This window comes from Salinibacillus xinjiangensis (genome assembly GCF_009649735.1).
GTDB lineage: Bacteria > Bacillota > Bacilli > Bacillales > Alkalibacillaceae > Salinibacillus > Salinibacillus xinjiangensis.
Genome location: NZ_WJNH01000006.1, coordinates 15,235 through 33,463 on the forward strand (window position 1 = coordinate 15,235; position 18,229 = coordinate 33,463).

20 protein-coding genes are annotated in these 18,229 nt (G+C 33.4%); 13 read left to right on the plus strand and 7 right to left on the minus strand.

Annotated elements, in window-relative coordinates; all coding sequences use genetic code 11:
- Positions 1–112 precede the first annotated feature (112 nt).
- From GH754_RS10235 to GH754_RS10245, 3 genes are read left to right on the plus strand one after another with little or no spacing between them, the layout of a single operon-like run.
- Positions 113–709, plus strand: coding sequence for a restriction endonuclease subunit S domain-containing protein (locus tag GH754_RS10235; RefSeq protein WP_153728617.1), 597 nt, complete (start codon positions 113–115; stop codon positions 707–709).
- A complete protein-coding gene (locus GH754_RS10240; protein ID WP_153728618.1) occupies positions 706–2,259 on the plus strand; it encodes a type I restriction-modification system subunit M in 1,554 nt (517 codons plus the stop codon). The genes GH754_RS10235 and GH754_RS10240 overlap by 4 nt, the downstream gene beginning before the upstream one ends.
- A gap of 4 nt (positions 2,260–2,263) precedes the next feature.
- Positions 2,264–3,466, plus strand: coding sequence for a restriction endonuclease subunit S (locus tag GH754_RS10245; protein ID WP_153728619.1), 1,203 nt, complete (start codon positions 2,264–2,266; stop codon positions 3,464–3,466).
- Between the two features lie 53 nt (positions 3,467–3,519).
- Here GH754_RS10245 and GH754_RS10250 read toward each other — a convergent pair whose 3' ends face one another.
- The 3 genes from GH754_RS10250 to GH754_RS10260 form a co-directional block, all read right to left on the minus strand.
- On the minus strand, positions 3,520–4,494 hold the full coding sequence (locus GH754_RS10250; RefSeq protein ID WP_153728620.1) for a site-specific integrase: 975 nt from the start codon (positions 4,492–4,494) through the stop codon (positions 3,520–3,522).
- Positions 4,491–4,649, minus strand: coding sequence for a hypothetical protein (locus tag GH754_RS10255; protein ID WP_153728621.1), 159 nt, complete (start codon positions 4,647–4,649; stop codon positions 4,491–4,493). Before GH754_RS10255 ends, GH754_RS10250 begins: the two co-directional genes overlap by 4 nt.
- 357 nt (positions 4,650–5,006) lie before the next feature.
- The gene (locus GH754_RS10260; protein ID WP_153728622.1) at positions 5,007–5,513 is read right to left on the minus strand and encodes a hypothetical protein; all 507 of its coding nucleotides are present in this window, start codon (positions 5,511–5,513) and stop codon (positions 5,007–5,009) included.
- A 210-nt stretch (positions 5,514–5,723) separates the two neighbouring features.
- Here GH754_RS10260 and GH754_RS10265 point away from each other — a divergent pair, with 210 nt between their 5' ends.
- Positions 5,724–5,957, plus strand: a complete 234-nt coding sequence (locus tag GH754_RS10265; protein WP_153728623.1) for a hypothetical protein — start codon at positions 5,724–5,726, stop codon at positions 5,955–5,957.
- Between the two features lie 612 nt (positions 5,958–6,569).
- On the opposite strand, the gene GH754_RS10270 is transcribed toward GH754_RS10265, so the two are convergent.
- Positions 6,570–6,755 (minus strand): hypothetical protein, encoded by a 186-nt coding sequence (locus GH754_RS10270; RefSeq protein WP_153728624.1) that lies wholly within the window; start codon positions 6,753–6,755, stop codon positions 6,570–6,572.
- A 730-nt stretch (positions 6,756–7,485) separates the two neighbouring features.
- Here GH754_RS10270 and GH754_RS10275 point away from each other — a divergent pair.
- Positions 7,486–8,067 (plus strand): recombinase family protein, encoded by a 582-nt coding sequence (locus GH754_RS10275; protein WP_153728625.1) that lies wholly within the window; start codon positions 7,486–7,488, stop codon positions 8,065–8,067.
- 335 nt (positions 8,068–8,402) lie between these two features.
- Here the strand turns inward: GH754_RS10275 and GH754_RS10280 are convergent, their stop codons facing one another.
- Both GH754_RS10280 and GH754_RS10285 read right to left on the minus strand, forming a co-directional pair.
- A complete protein-coding gene (locus GH754_RS10280; protein ID WP_153728626.1) occupies positions 8,403–8,936 on the minus strand; it encodes a hypothetical protein in 534 nt (177 codons plus the stop codon).
- Positions 8,937–9,469: 533 nt separating this feature from the next.
- Positions 9,470–9,616, minus strand: a complete 147-nt coding sequence (locus GH754_RS10285) for a hypothetical protein (protein ID WP_153728627.1) — start codon at positions 9,614–9,616, stop codon at positions 9,470–9,472.
- Positions 9,617–10,048: 432 nt separating this feature from the next.
- On the opposite strand from GH754_RS10285, the gene GH754_RS10290 reads away from it, so the two are divergent.
- The 8 genes from GH754_RS10290 (at position 10,049) to GH754_RS19665 (ending at position 16,758) form a co-directional block, all read left to right on the plus strand.
- Entirely contained in the window at positions 10,049–11,056 is a 1,008-nt protein-coding gene (locus GH754_RS10290) for a DNA/RNA non-specific endonuclease (RefSeq protein WP_153728628.1), read from the plus strand.
- 277 nt (positions 11,057–11,333) lie between these two features.
- A complete protein-coding gene (locus GH754_RS10295; protein ID WP_153728629.1) occupies positions 11,334–11,570 on the plus strand; it encodes a hypothetical protein in 237 nt (78 codons plus the stop codon).
- Positions 11,571–11,933: 363 nt separating this feature from the next.
- Entirely contained in the window at positions 11,934–12,365 is a 432-nt protein-coding gene (locus tag GH754_RS10300) for a Panacea domain-containing protein (protein ID WP_153728630.1), read from the plus strand.
- The gene (locus tag GH754_RS10305) at positions 12,349–13,260 is read left to right on the plus strand and encodes a hypothetical protein (RefSeq protein WP_153728631.1); all 912 of its coding nucleotides are present in this window, start codon (positions 12,349–12,351) and stop codon (positions 13,258–13,260) included. Before GH754_RS10300 ends, GH754_RS10305 begins: the two co-directional genes overlap by 17 nt.
- A 1,011-nt stretch (positions 13,261–14,271) precedes the next feature.
- The gene (locus GH754_RS10310) at positions 14,272–14,607 is read left to right on the plus strand and encodes a hypothetical protein (RefSeq protein WP_153728632.1); all 336 of its coding nucleotides are present in this window, start codon (positions 14,272–14,274) and stop codon (positions 14,605–14,607) included.
- Between the two features lie 140 nt (positions 14,608–14,747).
- Positions 14,748–14,996, plus strand: coding sequence for a hypothetical protein (locus tag GH754_RS10315; protein ID WP_153728633.1), 249 nt, complete (start codon positions 14,748–14,750; stop codon positions 14,994–14,996).
- A gap of 33 nt (positions 14,997–15,029) precedes the next feature.
- Entirely contained in the window at positions 15,030–16,187 is a 1,158-nt protein-coding gene (locus GH754_RS10320) for a hypothetical protein (protein WP_153728634.1), read from the plus strand.
- Between the two features lie 169 nt (positions 16,188–16,356).
- Entirely contained in the window at positions 16,357–16,758 is a 402-nt protein-coding gene (locus GH754_RS19665; protein ID WP_228550222.1) for a transposase, read from the plus strand.
- Between the two features lie 64 nt (positions 16,759–16,822).
- On the opposite strand, the gene GH754_RS10330 is transcribed toward GH754_RS19665, so the two are convergent.
- Positions 16,823–17,713, minus strand: a complete 891-nt coding sequence (locus GH754_RS10330) for a hypothetical protein (RefSeq protein ID WP_153728635.1) — start codon at positions 17,711–17,713, stop codon at positions 16,823–16,825.
- Positions 17,714–18,229: the final 516 nt, after the last annotated feature.

Here is an 18,229-nt window from a genome sequence, read left to right on the forward strand (position 1 = left end):
TATTTTTAAAAATAGCAGAAAAACATTTGCTTTTCCTGCTATTTTTTATTATGCTTAAATCACTCGAGTTACCAATGCTATTTTAAAAAATTGCAAAGAAAGAGGTGTGGTATTGTTATTACAAAATTATGCTGATGTATCACAGGGGTCATTTCTCTCTCGGATAAAAGAGGCTCCTTCTGATGAATCAATAAAGGTGGCCTTATATACGATGAAAGAGATGAACGAAAGCCTTGGTGTAGAATACTACCGTAGTAAAGAAAAGCCTCAAGATGTTTATGTGCTAAAGGAAAGATACCATGAATTACCTACAACAAAAGAAGGTATGGTGCTTATTAATTTACAGTCTCACCAAGCTGTAGCTGTTCGGAAAGAACATACGGGTAAGTTAGTCCCTTCTAATTTTGCTATTATTGAACCTTTTGATAGTACTGTAGATGTAACTTACTTAGAGTGGTTCATCAATGAACATCCTTCATGTCGAAAGCAATTACGAATTGCTACCCAGGGAACGGTGGTGGCAGCTCTTTCTATTAAAATGCTTCGAGAGTTAAATTTACAATTACCGACAGTTAACAAGCAAAAAATGATTGGCAACATGAATAGAGTACTTGAACGAAAAAAACGTTTAATCAATGAAAGGTTGAAGTTAGAAGAACTGTTAATCAAACAATTATCAATCAACTATCTTAAGGAGGAAGTTAAATGACATTAACTGAAAAGCAGCGCCAGCAACAAGCTGAGTTACATAAAAAGTTATGGAATATGGCAAATGATTTACGAGGACAAATGGAAGCATATGAATTTAAAAATTATATCCTTGGTTTGATTTTCTATCGTTATTTATCGGAAAAGACGGAATACCGAGTTGCTAAGTTGTTAGAAGAAGATGATGTATCATTTGAAGAGGCGTGGAAAGATGAAGAATATAGAGAAGCATTAGCAGAAGAGCTAATTCAACAAATCGGTTATGTTATTGAACCTGAATATCTATTTTCAAATATGATTAAAGAGATTGGAAAAGGTGATCAGGGTAAGTTTGATACAGAAATGCTGCAAAACGCAGTGAATGCTATTACAGAATCAACTTTTGGAGCAGAAAGTCAAGAAGATTTTCAGAACTTGTTTGATGATATGGACTTAGCATCTTCGAAACTGGGCCGTGATGTAAAGTCACGCTCAAGATTGATTGCTAAAATTATGGCGAGTATCAGTGATATTCCATTCCTTCATGATGATGTAGATATTGATGTGCTTGGTGATGCTTATGAATATATGATTTCGCAGTTTGCAGCAAGTGCAGGAAAAAAGGCTGGAGAATTCTATACACCTCAACAAGTATCAAGAATAATAGCTAAGATTGTTACAGCTGGAAAGTCGGATATAAAGAGCGTTTATGATCCAACGTGTGGTTCGGGTTCATTACTTTTACGTGTTGCCAAAGAAGCGAATGTGCGTAAATTCTACGGTCAAGAATTAACAGCGACTACCTATAATTTGGCTCGAATGAATATGCTGTTACATGATGTGTCGTATCAGAATTTTGATATTAAGAATGCTAATACACTTAGAGAACCATACCATGTAGATATGCGTTTTGAAGCAGTGGTTGCAAATCCCCCTTATAGCTCTAAGTGGAGTGGAGATTCGAAGTATTTGGATGATGAGCGTTTTAGTGCCTATGGAAAATTAGCGCCAAAATCAAAAGCAGATTATGCATTTGTTCAACATATGATTCATCAGTTAGATGATAATGGAACAATGGCCGTAGTATTACCTCATGGAGTTCTATTCCGTAGTGCTGCAGAAGGAGTTATAAGAAAATATCTTATTGAAGAGAAGAACTATTTAGATGCTGTAATAGGACTTCCCGCTAATGTTTTTTATGGTACTACTATTCCGACGTGTATTCTAGTGTTTAAAAAATGTCGTGAAGTAGATGAAAATGTATTGTTTATTGATGCGTCAAAAGCATTTGAAAAAGGAAAAAATCAAAACTATTTACGTGATGAAGATGTTGAAAAGATTGTTAATACGTATATAAAACGTGAAACGGTTGATAAATATTCTTATGCTGCTACTTTAGATGAGATAAGAGAAAATGATTTTAACCTTAATATTCCTAGATATGTTGATACATTTGAAGAAGAAGAGCCAGTAGATGTTTTTGAGGTTAAGAAGAGAATTGAAGAAATAGACAAAGAGATTGAGGAAATTGATGTGGATATAAAAGAATTCTTTAAAGAATTGGGGGTGTAATTTTATGGAGACTCCTCAGCTTAGGTTTAGAGGGTTTAATGATTCGTGGGAAAAGAAGGCGTTTGATGATTGTGTTGTGATTAAATCAAAGTTGATAGATCCTCAGGACGATAAGTATTCTGATTATCCCCACATAGGAACGGCAAATATGGAAAAGCACTCAGGTAAATTGTTAGATTATAAATTAGTTAAGGAAGAAAATTTAATAAGTGGTAAGTATGTTTTTGGTGAACAGGATATTATTTATGGAAAGATTAATCCTCAGCTTGGTAAAGTGGTTTTTCCAAAATTTAAAGGTTTATGCAGTGCCGATGCATATCCTCTTAGTGCTAAAAAGAATGTTATGGAACCAGGTTTCTTGTTTCAACAATTGTTAACGCCAAGGTTTTTAAAATATTCTATTTCGGTTTCCATGAGAACAGGTATGCCTAAAATTAATAGATCAGAATTGAGCGGATTTAAATTTATTCTTCCCTCATTAAATGAACAAAAGAAAATAGCATCCTTTTTCTCTCTCCTTGACGGTCGGGTTGAGAAACAGCAAGCGAAAATTGAAGCATTGAAAGAACAAAGGAAGGGTTTACTTCAAAAAATGTTCCCGCAGCGAGGTGAACACGAACCGAGCTTTAGATTTAATGGATTTATGGGAGAATGGGAAGAAAAGCAATTGAGAGATTTGTTTGAAATCAGGGATGAGAGACAAATTCCAACTATCGAAGCTCCTCTTATGGCATTTACCTCAACAGGTGGGGTTGAAGAAAAAGGAGATAGGTATAATCGTGAATTCTTGGTCAAAAACAAAAGTAAAAAATATAAAAGAACCGAATTTAATGATTTAATTTATAGTTCAAATAATTTAGATGTTGGGGCTATTGGTAGAAATAAATATGGAACGGCAGTTATTTCAGATGTTTATGAGATTTTCAAAACTAAGGAAGGTGTTACTCCCGAGTTTTCCGAATTGATAATTCAACAAAAGAACTTTTTAAATAAAGTGTTGAAATATAGACAAGGAGCTTTATATGGGCAATATAGAATTCATGCAGATGATTTCCTTAGTGTTGAAATAAATGTTCCATCTTTAAAAGAACAGACTAAAATAGGGAGATTCTTTTCCCTTATAGATCGACACATCAAAAAAGAAGAACAGAAACTTGAAGCTCTAAAAGAACAAAAGAAAGGCTTCATGCAACAAATGTTCATCTAATAAAGAAAACGGCCATGCTAAAAGAGCATTGGCCGTTTTTATGTACTATTTATTTAAAGTCCGATTCCCGATGCCGCATTATCATCAAACAAATTCGCTTTTTTGATATATCGTTGCAACGAATCACTTCGCTTATGCCTCGTTTGCTTCATAATCTGATGCTCAGCCTTCCCAGCCTTTGCAGCTGTACTACAAAAACCACTTCTCAGACTATGGGCTCCATAGCGTTTCGCATCTAATCCAACATCCTCGCAACACTTTTTTACAACCAATCGAACGGATTGATCGGTTAACCGTCCCATAACATTTCCATGCCGATCCACCCGTCGAAACAATGCACCTTCCGTAATGTCAGCTGCCGCAATCCAATCTTCAAAACTTCTCACAGGACAAGTGGTTGGATTGCTCCCGAATGGGAGTGCAATCATATGCCCTTCCCCTTTTTGATCCGTTTTACTTTTATTTAACTGGAGGATCAATCCGTCCCTAGTTTTTGAAATATCTTCGATGTTTAAACTGACCAATTCACTACGACGTAATGCTGCTGACCAACCAATCACAAGTATAGCGCGATTACGAACCCCGATCAATTTATTCTGCGGCAAGACTTCAATTACCCGGCGTAGTTCATGTAGCCAAAGCGCTTCTTTCCCTTCTTCTTTAATCCCGATTCTTCGCTGAATCCCTTCCCAAACACCCTTTACCAAAGCTGTTTTGGTTGGACTTTTAAATCCAGCTGTTTCATGACGTTGTGAGATCGCCGTCATCTTTCGCTTAATGGTCGCTGCTTTTTTTGTTCTTCCGAGAAATGTTATGTAAGACACAAGGGTTTGTGGTTCGGTTGGAAGGGACTCTAGTGCGTGAGCCTGGCACCATGATTCGAATTGATTCCAGTCAGTTCCGTATGCTCGTTTAGTATTTTTAGATTTAGAGTTTGCTAGATGTTCGCGTGCTTCCTTTTGAAGTTCTTGCACTTCCGTAGAAAGTTCATTTGTTTGCTGCGTTTGAAGTTTGAAATCATCGATCATGTTTCATTTTCCTCCTCTTCGTCACAAATGTCCGCGATGATGTCATATAAAGCTTTATTTTCAGGGGAGAGTTCCTCATAATTTAGGAATCCTTTAAGAAATTGTTCCACCTTATCTTTAAATTCTTCAGACACTTCTTCGTCGTTCGGTTTCATTTTCCATCACACTTTTTCCGTATTATTCATTTAATTCTATATATCGGTAATATGGTTTATCGATAGTTAGAACGAATCATAGCAAAATTAATAATCTATAATCAATTTTACCAATTCAAATACCAATCTGTAAAAATAAAGTGAAATTTATTAGATATGACTTTTTGGACATTTACACCTTCTTCAGTCCCATTGCATTAAAAAAATAGGGCGTTTGTACCTGAAATGATAATAGAGCAAGGTTGTGTCTCGCTCTATTATCATTTCATACATAAATTACACTCACTATTCCAATAAGTTCCTTATGTATGGAGGCTATGTGATTTATTAAGCTAAAGTCATTCTAAATCAATTATCTTAATCAGTAGATATATGTCTTTCTTTTTCGATGCAATCTTCTATTACCTGGACATCAGTAAATACTTCACTTTCACCAGATAATTCTATAGTGATTCTTACCTCATCAGTTTTTGATTTTTGTAAAAAAACATCTGAGTTAAAATCACTATATTTCTCTTTGACCTTTTTTCCGATATCTAGTAATAATTCCCTCTGCTGTTTCCAATGAAGAGAAGGAAACATTGAACAAACTAGTTCTGTAAAATATTCTACAATTTTTAAAGGAGATGGCTCATCAATATGTAAATTCTTATATTTATTATGTTCATCATCTCCTACTGAAATAAATACTACTGGTTTGTTTGTGAAGCCGATTATAAAAATAAAGGAAGGCGTAAATTGTACCCAACCCTTAGATTTATCTCCGTGATCAATCCAACTACCAGATGTTACAATTTTTGTTATGAATGATTTGCCCTTTATAAACTTTTTAGCATCTTCACTCATTAAGCTTAATACACTCATTTCTTAAAACCCTCCGATATGTTAGTTGTTCTTTCATTTAAATTATAAAATCATAGAAGGCTATAGTCTAAATTCGATAAGGTGGAATTAATTGAGAAAACTTTGTTATTAAAAGTGACTTAGTACTAGGATATAAATAGATAATAAATTACTGAACACCTCCTTTGATTTGACGATATATATGTACAACATAAAAAGGAGGTTTTTAGTGTGTATGTGTTATGCGAATGTATTGCATCAGAAGGTAATTATGTCGTTCATAGAAAAACGGGTGAAATTAAATATGCTCGCTCAGTAGATTCTTGTGCGAATGTCTTAATTGATGAAGTATATTGTGAATGTGGGATGCCAGAATGGGTTTATTGGGATGTAAATGAATATTTTGTCTTAGAAAAGATCGCTGGTGTATATTATAATGGTCATTTTGATCAAATAAAGAGTTAAAATGAAGTCTATCTTTTTGCTTATAAAATCCGATTGCAGCACATAATGAGTATATTAATAAATATAGATTACGTTTTCCGAACTTGATTGACCCGCTCCTTTTTAAAGAGTTAGGAGCGGGTATATTTTTGCGAAATGTTTAAGGTGGGTTACTTATAATAAATTAAGAAATAAACAGTAGCATCAGAAGGGTGTAGAAAAAGTTCCCCGCCCGTAGGTGAATTTGTTCATTTTTGGCTATTCTGGTTCATTTGTAATTTAAATATAAAGCACTTAAACGATTTTTTCGCTTTTTTGATGCAACTTTAGGAGATAACGGCATTTTTTATTTTGGTGGAATTGATGCAGAAAAGTGCTTATCTAATTGTGAAAGTGAAGATGAATGTATTGGTGCTAGAAAGTTTCCTAACAGTTTTTCATTTTTTTCAATTGATGAAGTTGCAAACTTTATTGTTTTAAATTATTTTGATGGACAAAATGAATATTTGAAATAAAGTAGATAGTAAAAGGCATTGGATAGATTTGTTCTAATGCCTTTTTACCTCTTCAATAACTATGGCTGCTCCTTAGACAGAGAAGCTCATATTTAAACTACTCACTTTATTATCTCTATTACCTTGATTTATTAGATTTTATTACACCAGGCTCAAAATCATCTTTGCACCATCTGACAAATGTTCCTGCATGACGAAGGTAGGTTTTTTCGGTATTCTTTTCTAGTTCTTTTTCTTTTACCTCTTTCTCATAAGCTTGATAGAGTCCTTCCAATTGCTTTATAAACTCCTGAGATGCTTTCATGTGATCAACTCCCATAAAGACTGTATTTGTAAGTAATTGAACGGTGTGAGATGGTATAGGGGGGGGTAATAGCACATATAAAGTGAGCCACTGCAAGAATGTTTCCACAAAACCCAATCGGATTTATATGGAGAGGCGGGTACGATATCCAGTGGACTGCGAATTTTTTTCCTCCGCATGCTTTCGCAATGAAGTCATGCCCGTAGAGGCTCCATGTCTATCCTACGCGTAAATGAAACAATCTTTAGTTTTTGTGTCTACATATTCTTCTATAGCTAGATTATGTATTGATTAAAAAGGAAACTGTCTATAAACAAATCACATGCTGCTTCAGCTCTTCTTTCAATTTGTTGTTATAGAATTTATAAGTTCTAACTACTATTTTGAGGCTTTGCTAATAAGTGTCATTTACTTATCATGATTATTTTATTAGAAGCAGGGAGATTCAAAGACTCCTCTAGCTAATGCCTTTATAACGATACTGGGTGTTAGGCATGTGCATACATACAGACACTTTCTTCATTTAGGCGGATAGGGAACGCGCTGCTATTAAGCTGCGAAAGCAATAGGAAGGCGTTAGGATGAATTTGGGGACAGGAGCGGGTAATGTGTCGTAACTTAAAAGTTTTGACACTGTTATTTATTCCTATTAAAATTTAGTAAAATCAAGGCATTCAGCTGTGTCAAAACTTAGGTTCATAAATTGGGCGGGAAAAAGGAGCAAATAAGTATGAAGTATGGTTTTGCTAGGGTTTCAACTAAAGGACAGGCTACAAGTGGAAATTCTCTCGAGGATCAAGTGGAGAAATTAAAGGATGCAGGATGTGAAGTTGTTTATCAAGAGGCGTTCACCGGTACTAAAAGAAATAGACCACAATTTAATGCTGTTCTTTCTAAACTGAAAAATGGTGACACACTTGTGGTGACTAAATTAGATCGCTTTGCACGTTCCACTGTTGATGGTATTCAAACAATACAAGAGCTTTTCGATAAAGGAGTTAAAGTTCACATTCTAAATATGGGACTGGTTGAGGACACACCGACAGGACGGCTGATTTTCAACATTATGAGTTCATTTGCAGAGTTTGAGAGAGATATGATTGTTGAACGTACCCAAGAGGGAAAAAGTATTGCTAAACAACAATCGGACTTTAGAGAAGGAAGACCGAATAAGTTCAATAAAAAGCAAATAGAACACGCTTTAGTACTACTCAACAATAATTCGTACAAGCAAGTAGAGCAGCTTACTGGCATTAGTAAAAGTACGCTAATAAGAGCCAAAAGAAAGCAGGAAACAAAGGCATTAAAGTAGCAGTAATGTGGATGCATATAATTAACCATTGTTTGGAAATACTGATTTGCAATTCACCCAATTAATTCACCCAATTATAAAATAGAATATTAAGTACAAGAAGTGCAGTGGCTTTTTAGCCAACAAGGAGCAGCTCCATCTCATCCGATGGAGCTCTTTTTATGTTAGCTAAAAATATTGTTTATTTGGCATTTAATTGCTGAATACAGCTGATCTCATGGGCCGATATTAGATGTATACGTTTAGTTAGTAATCATGAATTTAGATCAAGGAAATATATCACTTGTGTCACGTCAAAACACTTTTGATACAGACTACTTGTTTATTTAAACACTTTAAAGTCCTCTTCTTAACAATTCTTGCGTTACCTTCGAGATAACTTTTTCTATTGTATCACTTTTTGTTGGATTAGTTTTCGCAAAAGCTATATCCTTAGACAATTCTTCATTGAAAATTGACGTTTCCTGATATTTATTTTTACCGTTATGATAGGAAATGGTAACCCTTGTCCTCCCATTTCTCTCCTCATCTTCATTCCTTTTACCGAAAGCATCCAAATAAGTAACAGTTGAGATAGATTGACCGGGTGCAATAAAGGTATTACTTATATTTTCATACGTGTCATTACCTCTCCAGTTCTTATAATTTGGGCTGAATTCTAAAGAGTCAATAACAGCACCTGTCTTTCCAAAGTTTTTAATAATTATGTACTCTTGTACTGTACTCAACACCTGAATGTAATCTCTGTAAACAACAATATAAGGTCTATTTGCTTGTTCAATTGAACGTTGAGTTTGTTTTAGTGATAGAACTGATATTACTACAGCAATGATTGACACCGCTATTCCAATGAGATCTGATATATTCATTACAATCACCGTCCTGCTATTTTATTTATACAACCGGTGCGACCCTCCCAGTTTCACGCTTGATACTACTTATAGAACTATTCTAATCTATCAAAAAGCTTAATTCCATAATCTGGCCCAACTGCTTCTTTTTATATTACTCAAGAATTCCCATTCCCTGCTGTATTTTTATGCTTAGGCATCATTATAATCCTGTTGTAAGGGTAAATCATCCCCTCTTTTATTCAGCCTCTATTAATTTAAAATGGTTTAAAACAAATTGGTGTTGTAAAAAATAGTTATTAAACACTTATGTAACAGGTGATGGGATACATATAATTTAATCAACACTTATTTAACAACTACAGAGAAAGATGAATCTCTATAACTAAAATGTATCAAGGCGGGATAAAATTGGGATTTTACACAGTTGCATACGATTAGAGCGAGAGAGAGGTTCATGTTTACTTGGAGTATCAGCATACGCATTATAAATAATGCCCCGTGTCCATGGATACTGAGTACGTCCAAGCTGTCTGATTAAATCTTATCTGCTATCCAATTATTGCACCATTTACAATAGACGGCTTTTCCTGTTGTATTCTTTTTGCAATAAGGACATTTAACAAGGGATAGCTCTCCAGTTGCTTTATATGTTCTACTTGCACAAATAGAACAATAAACTGTATCTTCTTCATCATGTAAAAAATCCCTTCTTTTACACGAAGCGCATTTTAACATACTAATCTCCTCCAAAATCTATTAGTTGAGTGATTTCCAAGCAAAAGGTAATTTACCACCATGAAACTTCTTCAATTCGGGAAGGACCTCCTCGCAGATAGACCATTCTAATTGTTCTCGGCTTTATAAAATGCAAGAAAACTATAAATTTCTTTATTTCATTTTATAGCTTCTGGATTGCTCTCATCTAAGGAATTTTTTTATTATGACGAATTGTTGTGGAAAATGCTTTTAAAGTTGTTTTATATGGTAAAATTATACTGTTCTAGTAATGAATAATAAAGAAGGTAGAAGTTACTCTTCTTTTGATTATCTTAACAGTAGTAAGGTCCATCTATGTTGATATGCCGTGTATAATAAACAATATTTAACTACGATAGGAGAGTCCTAAAATGAAAAAGATAATGACCTATGTAATCCTGCTTTTAACGACGACCATCTTTATGATTGGTTGTACCACCTTAGAAGATGCCTCCGTTACAAAGGGAGAAACAGAACCACAAGAAGTTACAGATAATTCAACTAAGGATAAAGATACAGACGGAGAAACAGATTCACAAGAAGGAACGTCATCTCATGCAAATAATGATAGCAAGAAGGAGGAAGATACCACTACGGTTGTTGATGAACCAGTAGTAGAGGAAACATCAACAGAAACAAAAGGTGACCTGTTTTCAGGATACGAACTAATAGAGGTTGATGGTGGTGATCTAAGTGGAGATCGAGAATCGAGAGTTGTAGTTGATATAGGATATGGTGACAGGGAGTACTGGGCGTTCACAAATGAGTATGGTCAGTTAGTGAGAGTCGTTGCTGAAGAAATTATTCTACAAGATGATAGTACAGAACCAGTCCTATCAAGTGGTAGATACTTCTCTGACGAGGCTAAAGTTCCAGGTGTCGAAAGTGATGTATTAGATGAGGGGCATGTTATTGCTGACTCTTTAGGAGGAGTATCAAATGCTTATAACATAACACCTCAAGAAAGTACACTTAACCGACATGGTGACCAAGCCTATATGGAGGATGCTATACGTAAAGCAGGTGGTGCTACTAATTTTGAAGCAGTCATCTCTTACTCAAATACGGAAACACAAATACCTTCAAAGTATCAGTATTCCTACACTATAAACGGTAATGAAGTTGTAGATACGTTCGATAATGTAAATCCCGATGAAGTTAATGAGTCTTTAGGTTTAACCGATAAAAACGAATTTTCTAGTTCAGGGGACTCTAGTTCTGATGAAAAAGGAGATATTTCAAGCGTGGATACTAATGGTAATGGACAAGTAACTATTAAGGAAGCAGAAAATGCAGGTTTCAGTATGCCGATAAGGAACGACCATTGGTTATACCCTTATATGCGTGATGCTGATGGTGATGGTATGGTAGGTGAGTAAGCCTCTAGAACTTCCTCTTTGAGGAACAAAGAATTAATCGTTACATTATAATAAAGAGTTGGGGTATCGGGAATCTGAGAAAAAGAATTTTGCGGACTCAAATATAGGCCCTGCCAATATTATTTCAGGTATTGATCTTAGAGACTTTATGCGTAATTATTATGCCGATACTCACTAAGTTTTTTTATAGGATAGAGATTCGAATTTCATTTTGATGAGTTAGTAATGATTAAGGAAAAAGCTGTTGTTTTTACTAACAAACAGTGGTGGGAATGAGATGATGACCATGCAATGGAAAAGACCTCCACATGGAGGAAAATACAAACTGGTTGCTACTAGGAAATATAAAAACGACATAGGACTTATTGTACTGTGTCCGGATCGGCGAGAATATAGTTGGAGAAATGTGGCCCAACTACATAATCATGAACTAAGAGAATACTTGCTATCTTTGCAGAAAGGCATTGAGGTTGGCTGGCATGAGGAGGAATTACTGGATAAAGAGTTAGAATAAAAACCCATTCTGCTTAAGATAATGGGTTCGGTCTTAGAGTGAAATGTTACAAACAGAAGGTAAACACGCAATGGATTTAACATAAGAAATAACAAATATAATCACAATATAATTAGCACTGAATATCGCTCGTAAGCTCAACATAGGGAATGCTAATAGAATGATATTTGCTAAGGAACATGTAATGAAAACAAAGACATATGGCGATAATGATTACGGCCAAGGAAATTTGCCACCATGAATCATTAAATCCTATTCCTGAGTAGGAGATTTGTCTAAATAAAATCCATTTGAGATGTGTTATAATAAATTTATAAGCATTTACTTTTTCTGATCATAATCTATAGAAAGGAGAGGGTGTTTATGACTATGAGACAATTTGCTGATCATGTTATAGCAGTGTCTAACACTAACGCAAGTGGAATATCAAACTTAGAGTTGCAAAAAGTGATGTATTTTGCGTTGGGTGAGTATATTAAAGAGCATGGTTTAAATGATACTGTTTTTGAAATATACACAGAACCATTTCAAGCTTGGCCGTATGGACCTGTAATAAAGACAGAATATTTCAGACATAAAAAATATGGAAGATATTCCATACGAGATGATGGTGAGTATAATCCAGCTTACTCCGAATTTGATGAGTTAATTAGAAAAAATCTGCGAAAATCAGTTAGCCAATTAGTCGAAGAAAGTCATAATCATGCTACATGGCTTAATAATAAACAATCGATATTACAAAATATTCCAGTGAGATATACTTTAGAGGATTTAAACCGTGACTTTACTGACTGATACAAGGAAAAAACAGGGCCAAGCGTTAATTGAGATATTGAACATGGTGCAAGGATCCACTGAATCATCAGTTGATGAAACAACTGTTGATGAAATTGTTTTACAACTTCATGCATTTCTCATTGAAAATGATTTTAACACCTTACCATATGCCGCGATCTCACAGTTTGTTTTCACAAACGAAAACCCAGACTTTTCTTATTTTATTGAAATGCTCGAAGCAAAATTTTCCCTTTTATTAGAAGAGAAGGATGAAACTTATTATAAATGTTTAAAGTTATTGGAACATCTAGAATTAGCTCAACAACAAAAAGATTCCTTATTTTATAAGCAAGAACAAGAAATTGAAGAATTAAGAAACTTAAAAGAATCATTTAAAACTCAAAAAAAAGAGCTAGAGAAACAAATGACTAGAATTAGAAGTTTGCAAGAAACTACTGATAATATGCCTAATAATTTTATAAGTATTTTAGGTATATTTGCCGCTATATTAATGGGAGCCTTTGGAGCTTTACAAGGTTTCACTAGTCTTTTTGATAACTCTACAGATCTACCGATGGGTAAACTTTTAATAATTAGCTCTATAGGTGCCTCGTCAGTTGTATTAATACTCTTTCTTTTGCTTAACGCTATAGCAAAACTTACAGGAAAAGATCTATCAAATACAAAAAATGATGGTGACCCATTGATAAAGAGGCATCCAACCCTGGTAGTTGTTTATGGGATTCTTGTTTTTATCGCACTTGTTGGAAGTGCGTTAGAGTTATGTAATATTCAAGTTAATTTTTCGTGGAGTGGCTTATGGTGGGTATTCCCACTTGGCTGGATAGTCTACTTTATAGTGGCGTTTAAGAAGAATGATTTGCTTTTTTTTATTAAAAGATCTCGTTCGTAAATAATCTCACTTAATAGTGGGATTATTTTTTGTTTCTTTGAGACCAATAAAAAATTTATTACATAATTGCTAGTGATTTTTAGGGGTGTTTCATTGGCTACGAATAAAGTAGATTGTAAAGGTGCATGAATTAATAGCGTTACAAAATTAATGAATCAAATGAAAATGAAATTACAAAAATTCATTTGCTGTGCAGTAAATATACTGTTTAATAGTTAATGAAATACTCAATCGGGCATGAAGACCATAAGCGTAATTCTTCAGTAATAAATAAGAGGAATTAGGCTCTTTAATTTTAAAATTACTTTTTTTGGTGGACGCATTGACATCAAGTGGTAAATTCCGTGGCAACCGCTGGTAAAAAACATGGCAGAGACGGAATTTTTGTGACTGTAATCAAATAAAATAAATTAATTGCTATCACAGTATAAAAGTCACCTAAATAGAGTATAATAGTTATGGAGTTCGGGTGGGGTATCCCCTATATATTGTAAAAAACACGATTTAATTTTTGATTAAATCGTGTTTTTTATTTGTATATATTTTTTAAAATTAAAGATCACTATTATTAGCTTTAAATCCTCTAGTGGCTAAGGTGATAATACACTGGTAAAGTTGAGAAAATATTTAAGGCTTTTTCACAACCTAATGGTGAGGTCAACCAATGTTAAATTTAACATTAATTTAACGCGATCCCATAAAAGGACGTGAAACCAAGGTGAAGATGTTACAATCGATTACTTTTAAAAGCCTATTATAGCGCGATTCTAGTTATAAAAGTTAAAGATGTTACAGTTTAAAACGTTATGGGCGGCATGATATACTAACTAAAATAGAACAGGTACACTCAATATTGACCTAAGGAATACGAATATACTTTTTTAGTTCTGAATCATGGCATACGGACACCAAAAGTATAATGGGGGAAAGTTAAGTAATGGAAGAAATAATATACTTTTTTAAAAGAGGATGGTACCATATAATTACCAATTTGATAAGAGGGTTGTTGTTATGAATAGCCAATCAACAGAATTAGAGATTATTATGCGTGAAGCTCTAATTAACAATAATATCTTTTTTGATGAACAGGTATATACAAAAAGAGAAAGTAAGGTACCTCAATCAAACTCCTCCTATACAACACCGCAGCAAGAAAATACCATAAGTAGTGTTAAAAAAGAAAATGCAAAAATAGCAAAAAACAGTTTGAAAAAAGGATACCATCTAATGAATTTGAACATATGGTATGATATAAAGACTCTTCCTAAACAACTAAAGAAATTGCTTTGGCTATTAAAATTTCCAATAAAGAGAACTCTAGCTATATATTATGAAGAACAGTGGTAAATCCATTATATCCAAACAAAAGAAATGAAACGAGTTTATTTATAATGCCAAATGCACCGCATGTAATAAGGATGCTAAAAGAAAAATTTATAGGGAGCAAATAATAATGTCAATTAACAAAAGCAACTCTAGGAGAATCATTGAAAGCTTATAAAGATATTAATAATTTAATAGACAGTATTGAGGGTAGAGATATTGATGAAATCAAGAGGGAGTTAGAAATAATTCTTACATTTCCTTTGGGGGAAGCGGTATTTAGTCTTTTTGATAGAGTAGATGTAGACACATTGAAAAAAAGTTTAACCGAGTATATAAAAACAAAAGAAACAACAGATCCAGACCAATTTCTTGAGTATATTTCATTATATTTAAAAAGAATAGGTAGATAAATTTAGTGGTTGAAAAATAATTGAGGTGAGGATATGCACCAACTTGGCTTAACAAATGGATTTTATGAGGATATTGCCGTAATTAGGGGACTTAAAATGAAGCCGTCTATTCAAGAGTGTTTACCCTGGTTGGACTCAAATTGCTTAACAAGATCTGCCAATGATTTAAGAATTAGAAATGGAAAAGAATTGATTGAAGCAGATAAGTTATTATTTGGGCTTTCTACAAGTAGAACAAAAAAGAAAACGAAATCAGAAATAGATTTAATTATTAAGAAATATAATAAATTATCCTCTAATAACCTTTCCCAAAAAAAGATGGAGAGTTTATGGGAGCAATTAAGATCACCACAATTTCATTTTTTTGATGTTAATAGAGTTTCACCAGACGCTCTCGGCTTTTATAGACCATTTCATTTTGCACCCTATGATGATTGGGGAATTTACTTGTTTGCGGATAAGTTAATTGATTATTATCATATTATAAAATCTAAGCTCGGTTCCAACACTATATTCTTCCAACCTGATATTCTTTTAGGTTATATCCTTTTTGAAGTTTTTCACCATGAATTTTTCCATCATATTGTAGAGTCAGCGGCCACATCATTAGAGATAATATCAGGAGCTTATGGCAATCCTAAACCCTTATATATTGAGTATTTTAAATCAAATTATCACAAGACTTTAGGATTGGGTCCTCATGAGCATGATCCATTAGAAGAAGCTTTAGCTAACTCTTATTCGTATAATTCTTTTTCTTTTTCATCAAGAGTAAATAAAGGCTACAGGTCTTTGTTGGTAAAAAAATATCAACAATCGATGTTAAAAGGATGGAAGTATGATCCACCAGGATATAGATCAGCAGAGTATTATATTAATTCTGACTACATTTATGGTGCAACTCAATTAATGGCAATGATACTTAACTCACATCAACTCGATCCAATGTCATCTTCTATGGTTGCTAAAAATGTACTCTTAAATGGACATACGGCGTATTGTGCAAAGCCTGATATACCGACTTATTTGATAGGGTCTGATACATCATTGAGAACATTCTATAATTTAATACCAGTCCCTAATGCAACTTATACAAATCTGTTTTGGCATGAAGATCTAAGTGAGATTGATAAATTTATTGAAATAAAGAAAAAAGAAGAAAAAGAACGTAGAAAAAAAGAGAAAAAATAGATTGTTTTAAACATAACTAAAAAGGAATACATAATTATTCAAAATGAATTTAATTAGAGGAGTAGAAATTGTTATGTCAAATTTTTTTAGGCTATGAAGACATTTAAAGATTGGGCAAATTCCTTCGTAAGGAATAGTGAAATTGGCTTTGATGAAAAAGGGGTAGATAATGACTACACAACATATAAATATTCAACATTTGCCAGCAGTTTTAGATAACCCAAGGTTAGTAAGGCGGTTTGATCAGTATTGTAAGTGGGCGAAAATTGGTGACTATGTGAAAGTTGGCATTGGTCAAACAACACAGTTTAATAGACTATATCAATTTTACGACCTTGTAAGGTCTCCAGGGATAAGGGAATTTAAAAGGGCGATTGAGACCTTTCAAAATTGGCAGAAACAAATCATGAACAGTTTTGGATTTGACTTACATAATGGCTCCGTAGAAGGCATTAATAACCAAACGAAAGTCATGAAACGAAATGCCTTTGGACTTAAGCGATTTGATCGATTTAGTTTAAAGGTATTATTACATCATCAATATAAAAATATCGATGTTCGAGTCGTATAAATTAGGAGTGAGCGAAAGTGCTCACCCCAACATTTGACTTAGAACCATTTAAAACAAATCTCCTTCACAGTTGACTTAAAATATCGTTTACTATTTCCTTAGCTATACTTCTAATTTGTTTTTCTAGATTGGCGTAAGAATCACTTTTTTTATTGATAATAGTGAAATGTCTCCATCCATTCTCTGTTAGTCGAAATGCCTTCATTTCATCTAAAGACTGCTTTTTATTGTGCCATGTTTCATGATTAAATTCGATTGAATATTTAAGGAATGTATTATTGTTGTTATCAATAATAATAATAATGGGTAAGTCTACTTCTTTGTCTTTCAAAATTCCCCATTCATCAAACCCAATAATCACTTCTAGTTGTTTATCACTTTCGATTGTTGATATAGTTTCATATAAGAATGCCTTGAAAAGTTCTCTAACCCACTCTTGAATGTTGGACAATGATAATGATTTAGATGCTGTTTTCCTTGCCTTAACCTTGATTTCACCGTAGTTTATTAGACCTTTATCTATTGCATCCCTTCTGGCTTCTGACAAATTTTTTTTAATACCATAATGCTTTAAATAGTTTCCTACCGTCTTAGCATCAACTCCTAATAAAGCACCTAATTGTGCTTGTGAATGTTTCTCTTCTATGTATTTTTTATATAGATATTCTTCAAATGAGATTTGAAAAGTATTCTGAAAAGCTTCTTCAAAAGATATTCTATCTCTATACACAATTTTCCTTTTAATTTCAGCAGTATATTCATCTTCTAAGTTTAATTTTTGGTACTTTTTTCTACTTAAAGTTGAAGATACTGTACTGGCGTGTTTTAATTTTAATTTTAAGGCAATTTCTGTAGTTGAATAGCCCTTTGATAATAGCTCTTCACAAATTTCAACAAAATCTCTACCAGATTCCATCTCAATTTCTGTTGGAGTTTTAAATATTTTCTTGTCCATATTACACTCCTTCCAACCCACACAGAACTTATAAGTAGTATTATACATAAAATTTATAGTATATGCATCTGTATTCAAAATTAATACTTCTCTAATCTGATAGAGAGGTGATTGATTTGTCAGATTTTTTAAAGTTGGTTGGCAATAAGTTAAGAGTAATTAGAAAAGCAAAAGGATTAACTCAAGAACAACTAGCTGAAAAGGCTAGACTTCAATATACATTATTGGTGGAGTAGTGTGGTGAAAGGAATATCTCACTTGAGACTTTAGAAATTTTGTATAACCTAGTCAAAATAGTGTTTGTAAATTTTAATAAGCTTACCGGTACAAATAATATAGGTTAAGTAATACATTATATTATTATACAGATTTTACACAACGCTCTTATAAAGCCTTATAATATAAGGCTTTATAAGACTATCCACATCCCGACCACCTACATTCTACTTAGTAAATATCAAAATTCCAAAATTCATAAGATTTAAATAAAATAATATTTGTAATGTGTTTTGAAGT

Coding starts and splice junctions, on each gene's coding strand:
- GH754_RS10270 (WP_153728624.1), bottom strand. CDS start 6,755: ATGAAAGCATCTCAGGAGTTTATAAAGCAATTGGAAGGACTCTATCAA.
- GH754_RS10310 (WP_153728632.1), top strand. CDS start 14,272: ATGAATAGCCAATCAACAGAATTAGAGATTATTATGCGTGAAGCTCTA.
- GH754_RS10260 (WP_153728622.1), bottom strand. CDS start 5,513: ATGAGTGTATTAAGCTTAATGAGTGAAGATGCTAAAAAGTTTATAAAG.
- GH754_RS10255 (WP_153728621.1), bottom strand. CDS start 4,649: ATGAAACCGAACGACGAAGAAGTGTCTGAAGAATTTAAAGATAAGGTG.
- GH754_RS10250 (WP_153728620.1), bottom strand. CDS start 4,494: ATGATCGATGATTTCAAACTTCAAACGCAGCAAACAAATGAACTTTCT.
- GH754_RS10300 (WP_153728630.1), top strand. CDS start 11,934: ATGACTATGAGACAATTTGCTGATCATGTTATAGCAGTGTCTAACACT.
- GH754_RS10295 (WP_153728629.1), top strand. CDS start 11,334: ATGATGACCATGCAATGGAAAAGACCTCCACATGGAGGAAAATACAAA.
- GH754_RS10330 (WP_153728635.1), bottom strand. CDS start 17,713: ATGGACAAGAAAATATTTAAAACTCCAACAGAAATTGAGATGGAATCT.
- GH754_RS10245 (WP_153728619.1), top strand. CDS start 2,264: ATGGAGACTCCTCAGCTTAGGTTTAGAGGGTTTAATGATTCGTGGGAA.
- GH754_RS19665 (WP_228550222.1), top strand. CDS start 16,357: ATGACTACACAACATATAAATATTCAACATTTGCCAGCAGTTTTAGAT.
- GH754_RS10320 (WP_153728634.1), top strand. CDS start 15,030: ATGCACCAACTTGGCTTAACAAATGGATTTTATGAGGATATTGCCGTA.
- GH754_RS10290 (WP_153728628.1), top strand. CDS start 10,049: ATGAAAAAGATAATGACCTATGTAATCCTGCTTTTAACGACGACCATC.
- GH754_RS10240 (WP_153728618.1), top strand. CDS start 706: ATGACATTAACTGAAAAGCAGCGCCAGCAACAAGCTGAGTTACATAAA.
- GH754_RS10280 (WP_153728626.1), bottom strand. CDS start 8,936: ATGAATATATCAGATCTCATTGGAATAGCGGTGTCAATCATTGCTGTA.
- GH754_RS10275 (WP_153728625.1), top strand. CDS start 7,486: ATGAAGTATGGTTTTGCTAGGGTTTCAACTAAAGGACAGGCTACAAGT.
- GH754_RS10285 (WP_153728627.1), bottom strand. CDS start 9,616: ATGATGAAGAAGATACAGTTTATTGTTCTATTTGTGCAAGTAGAACAT.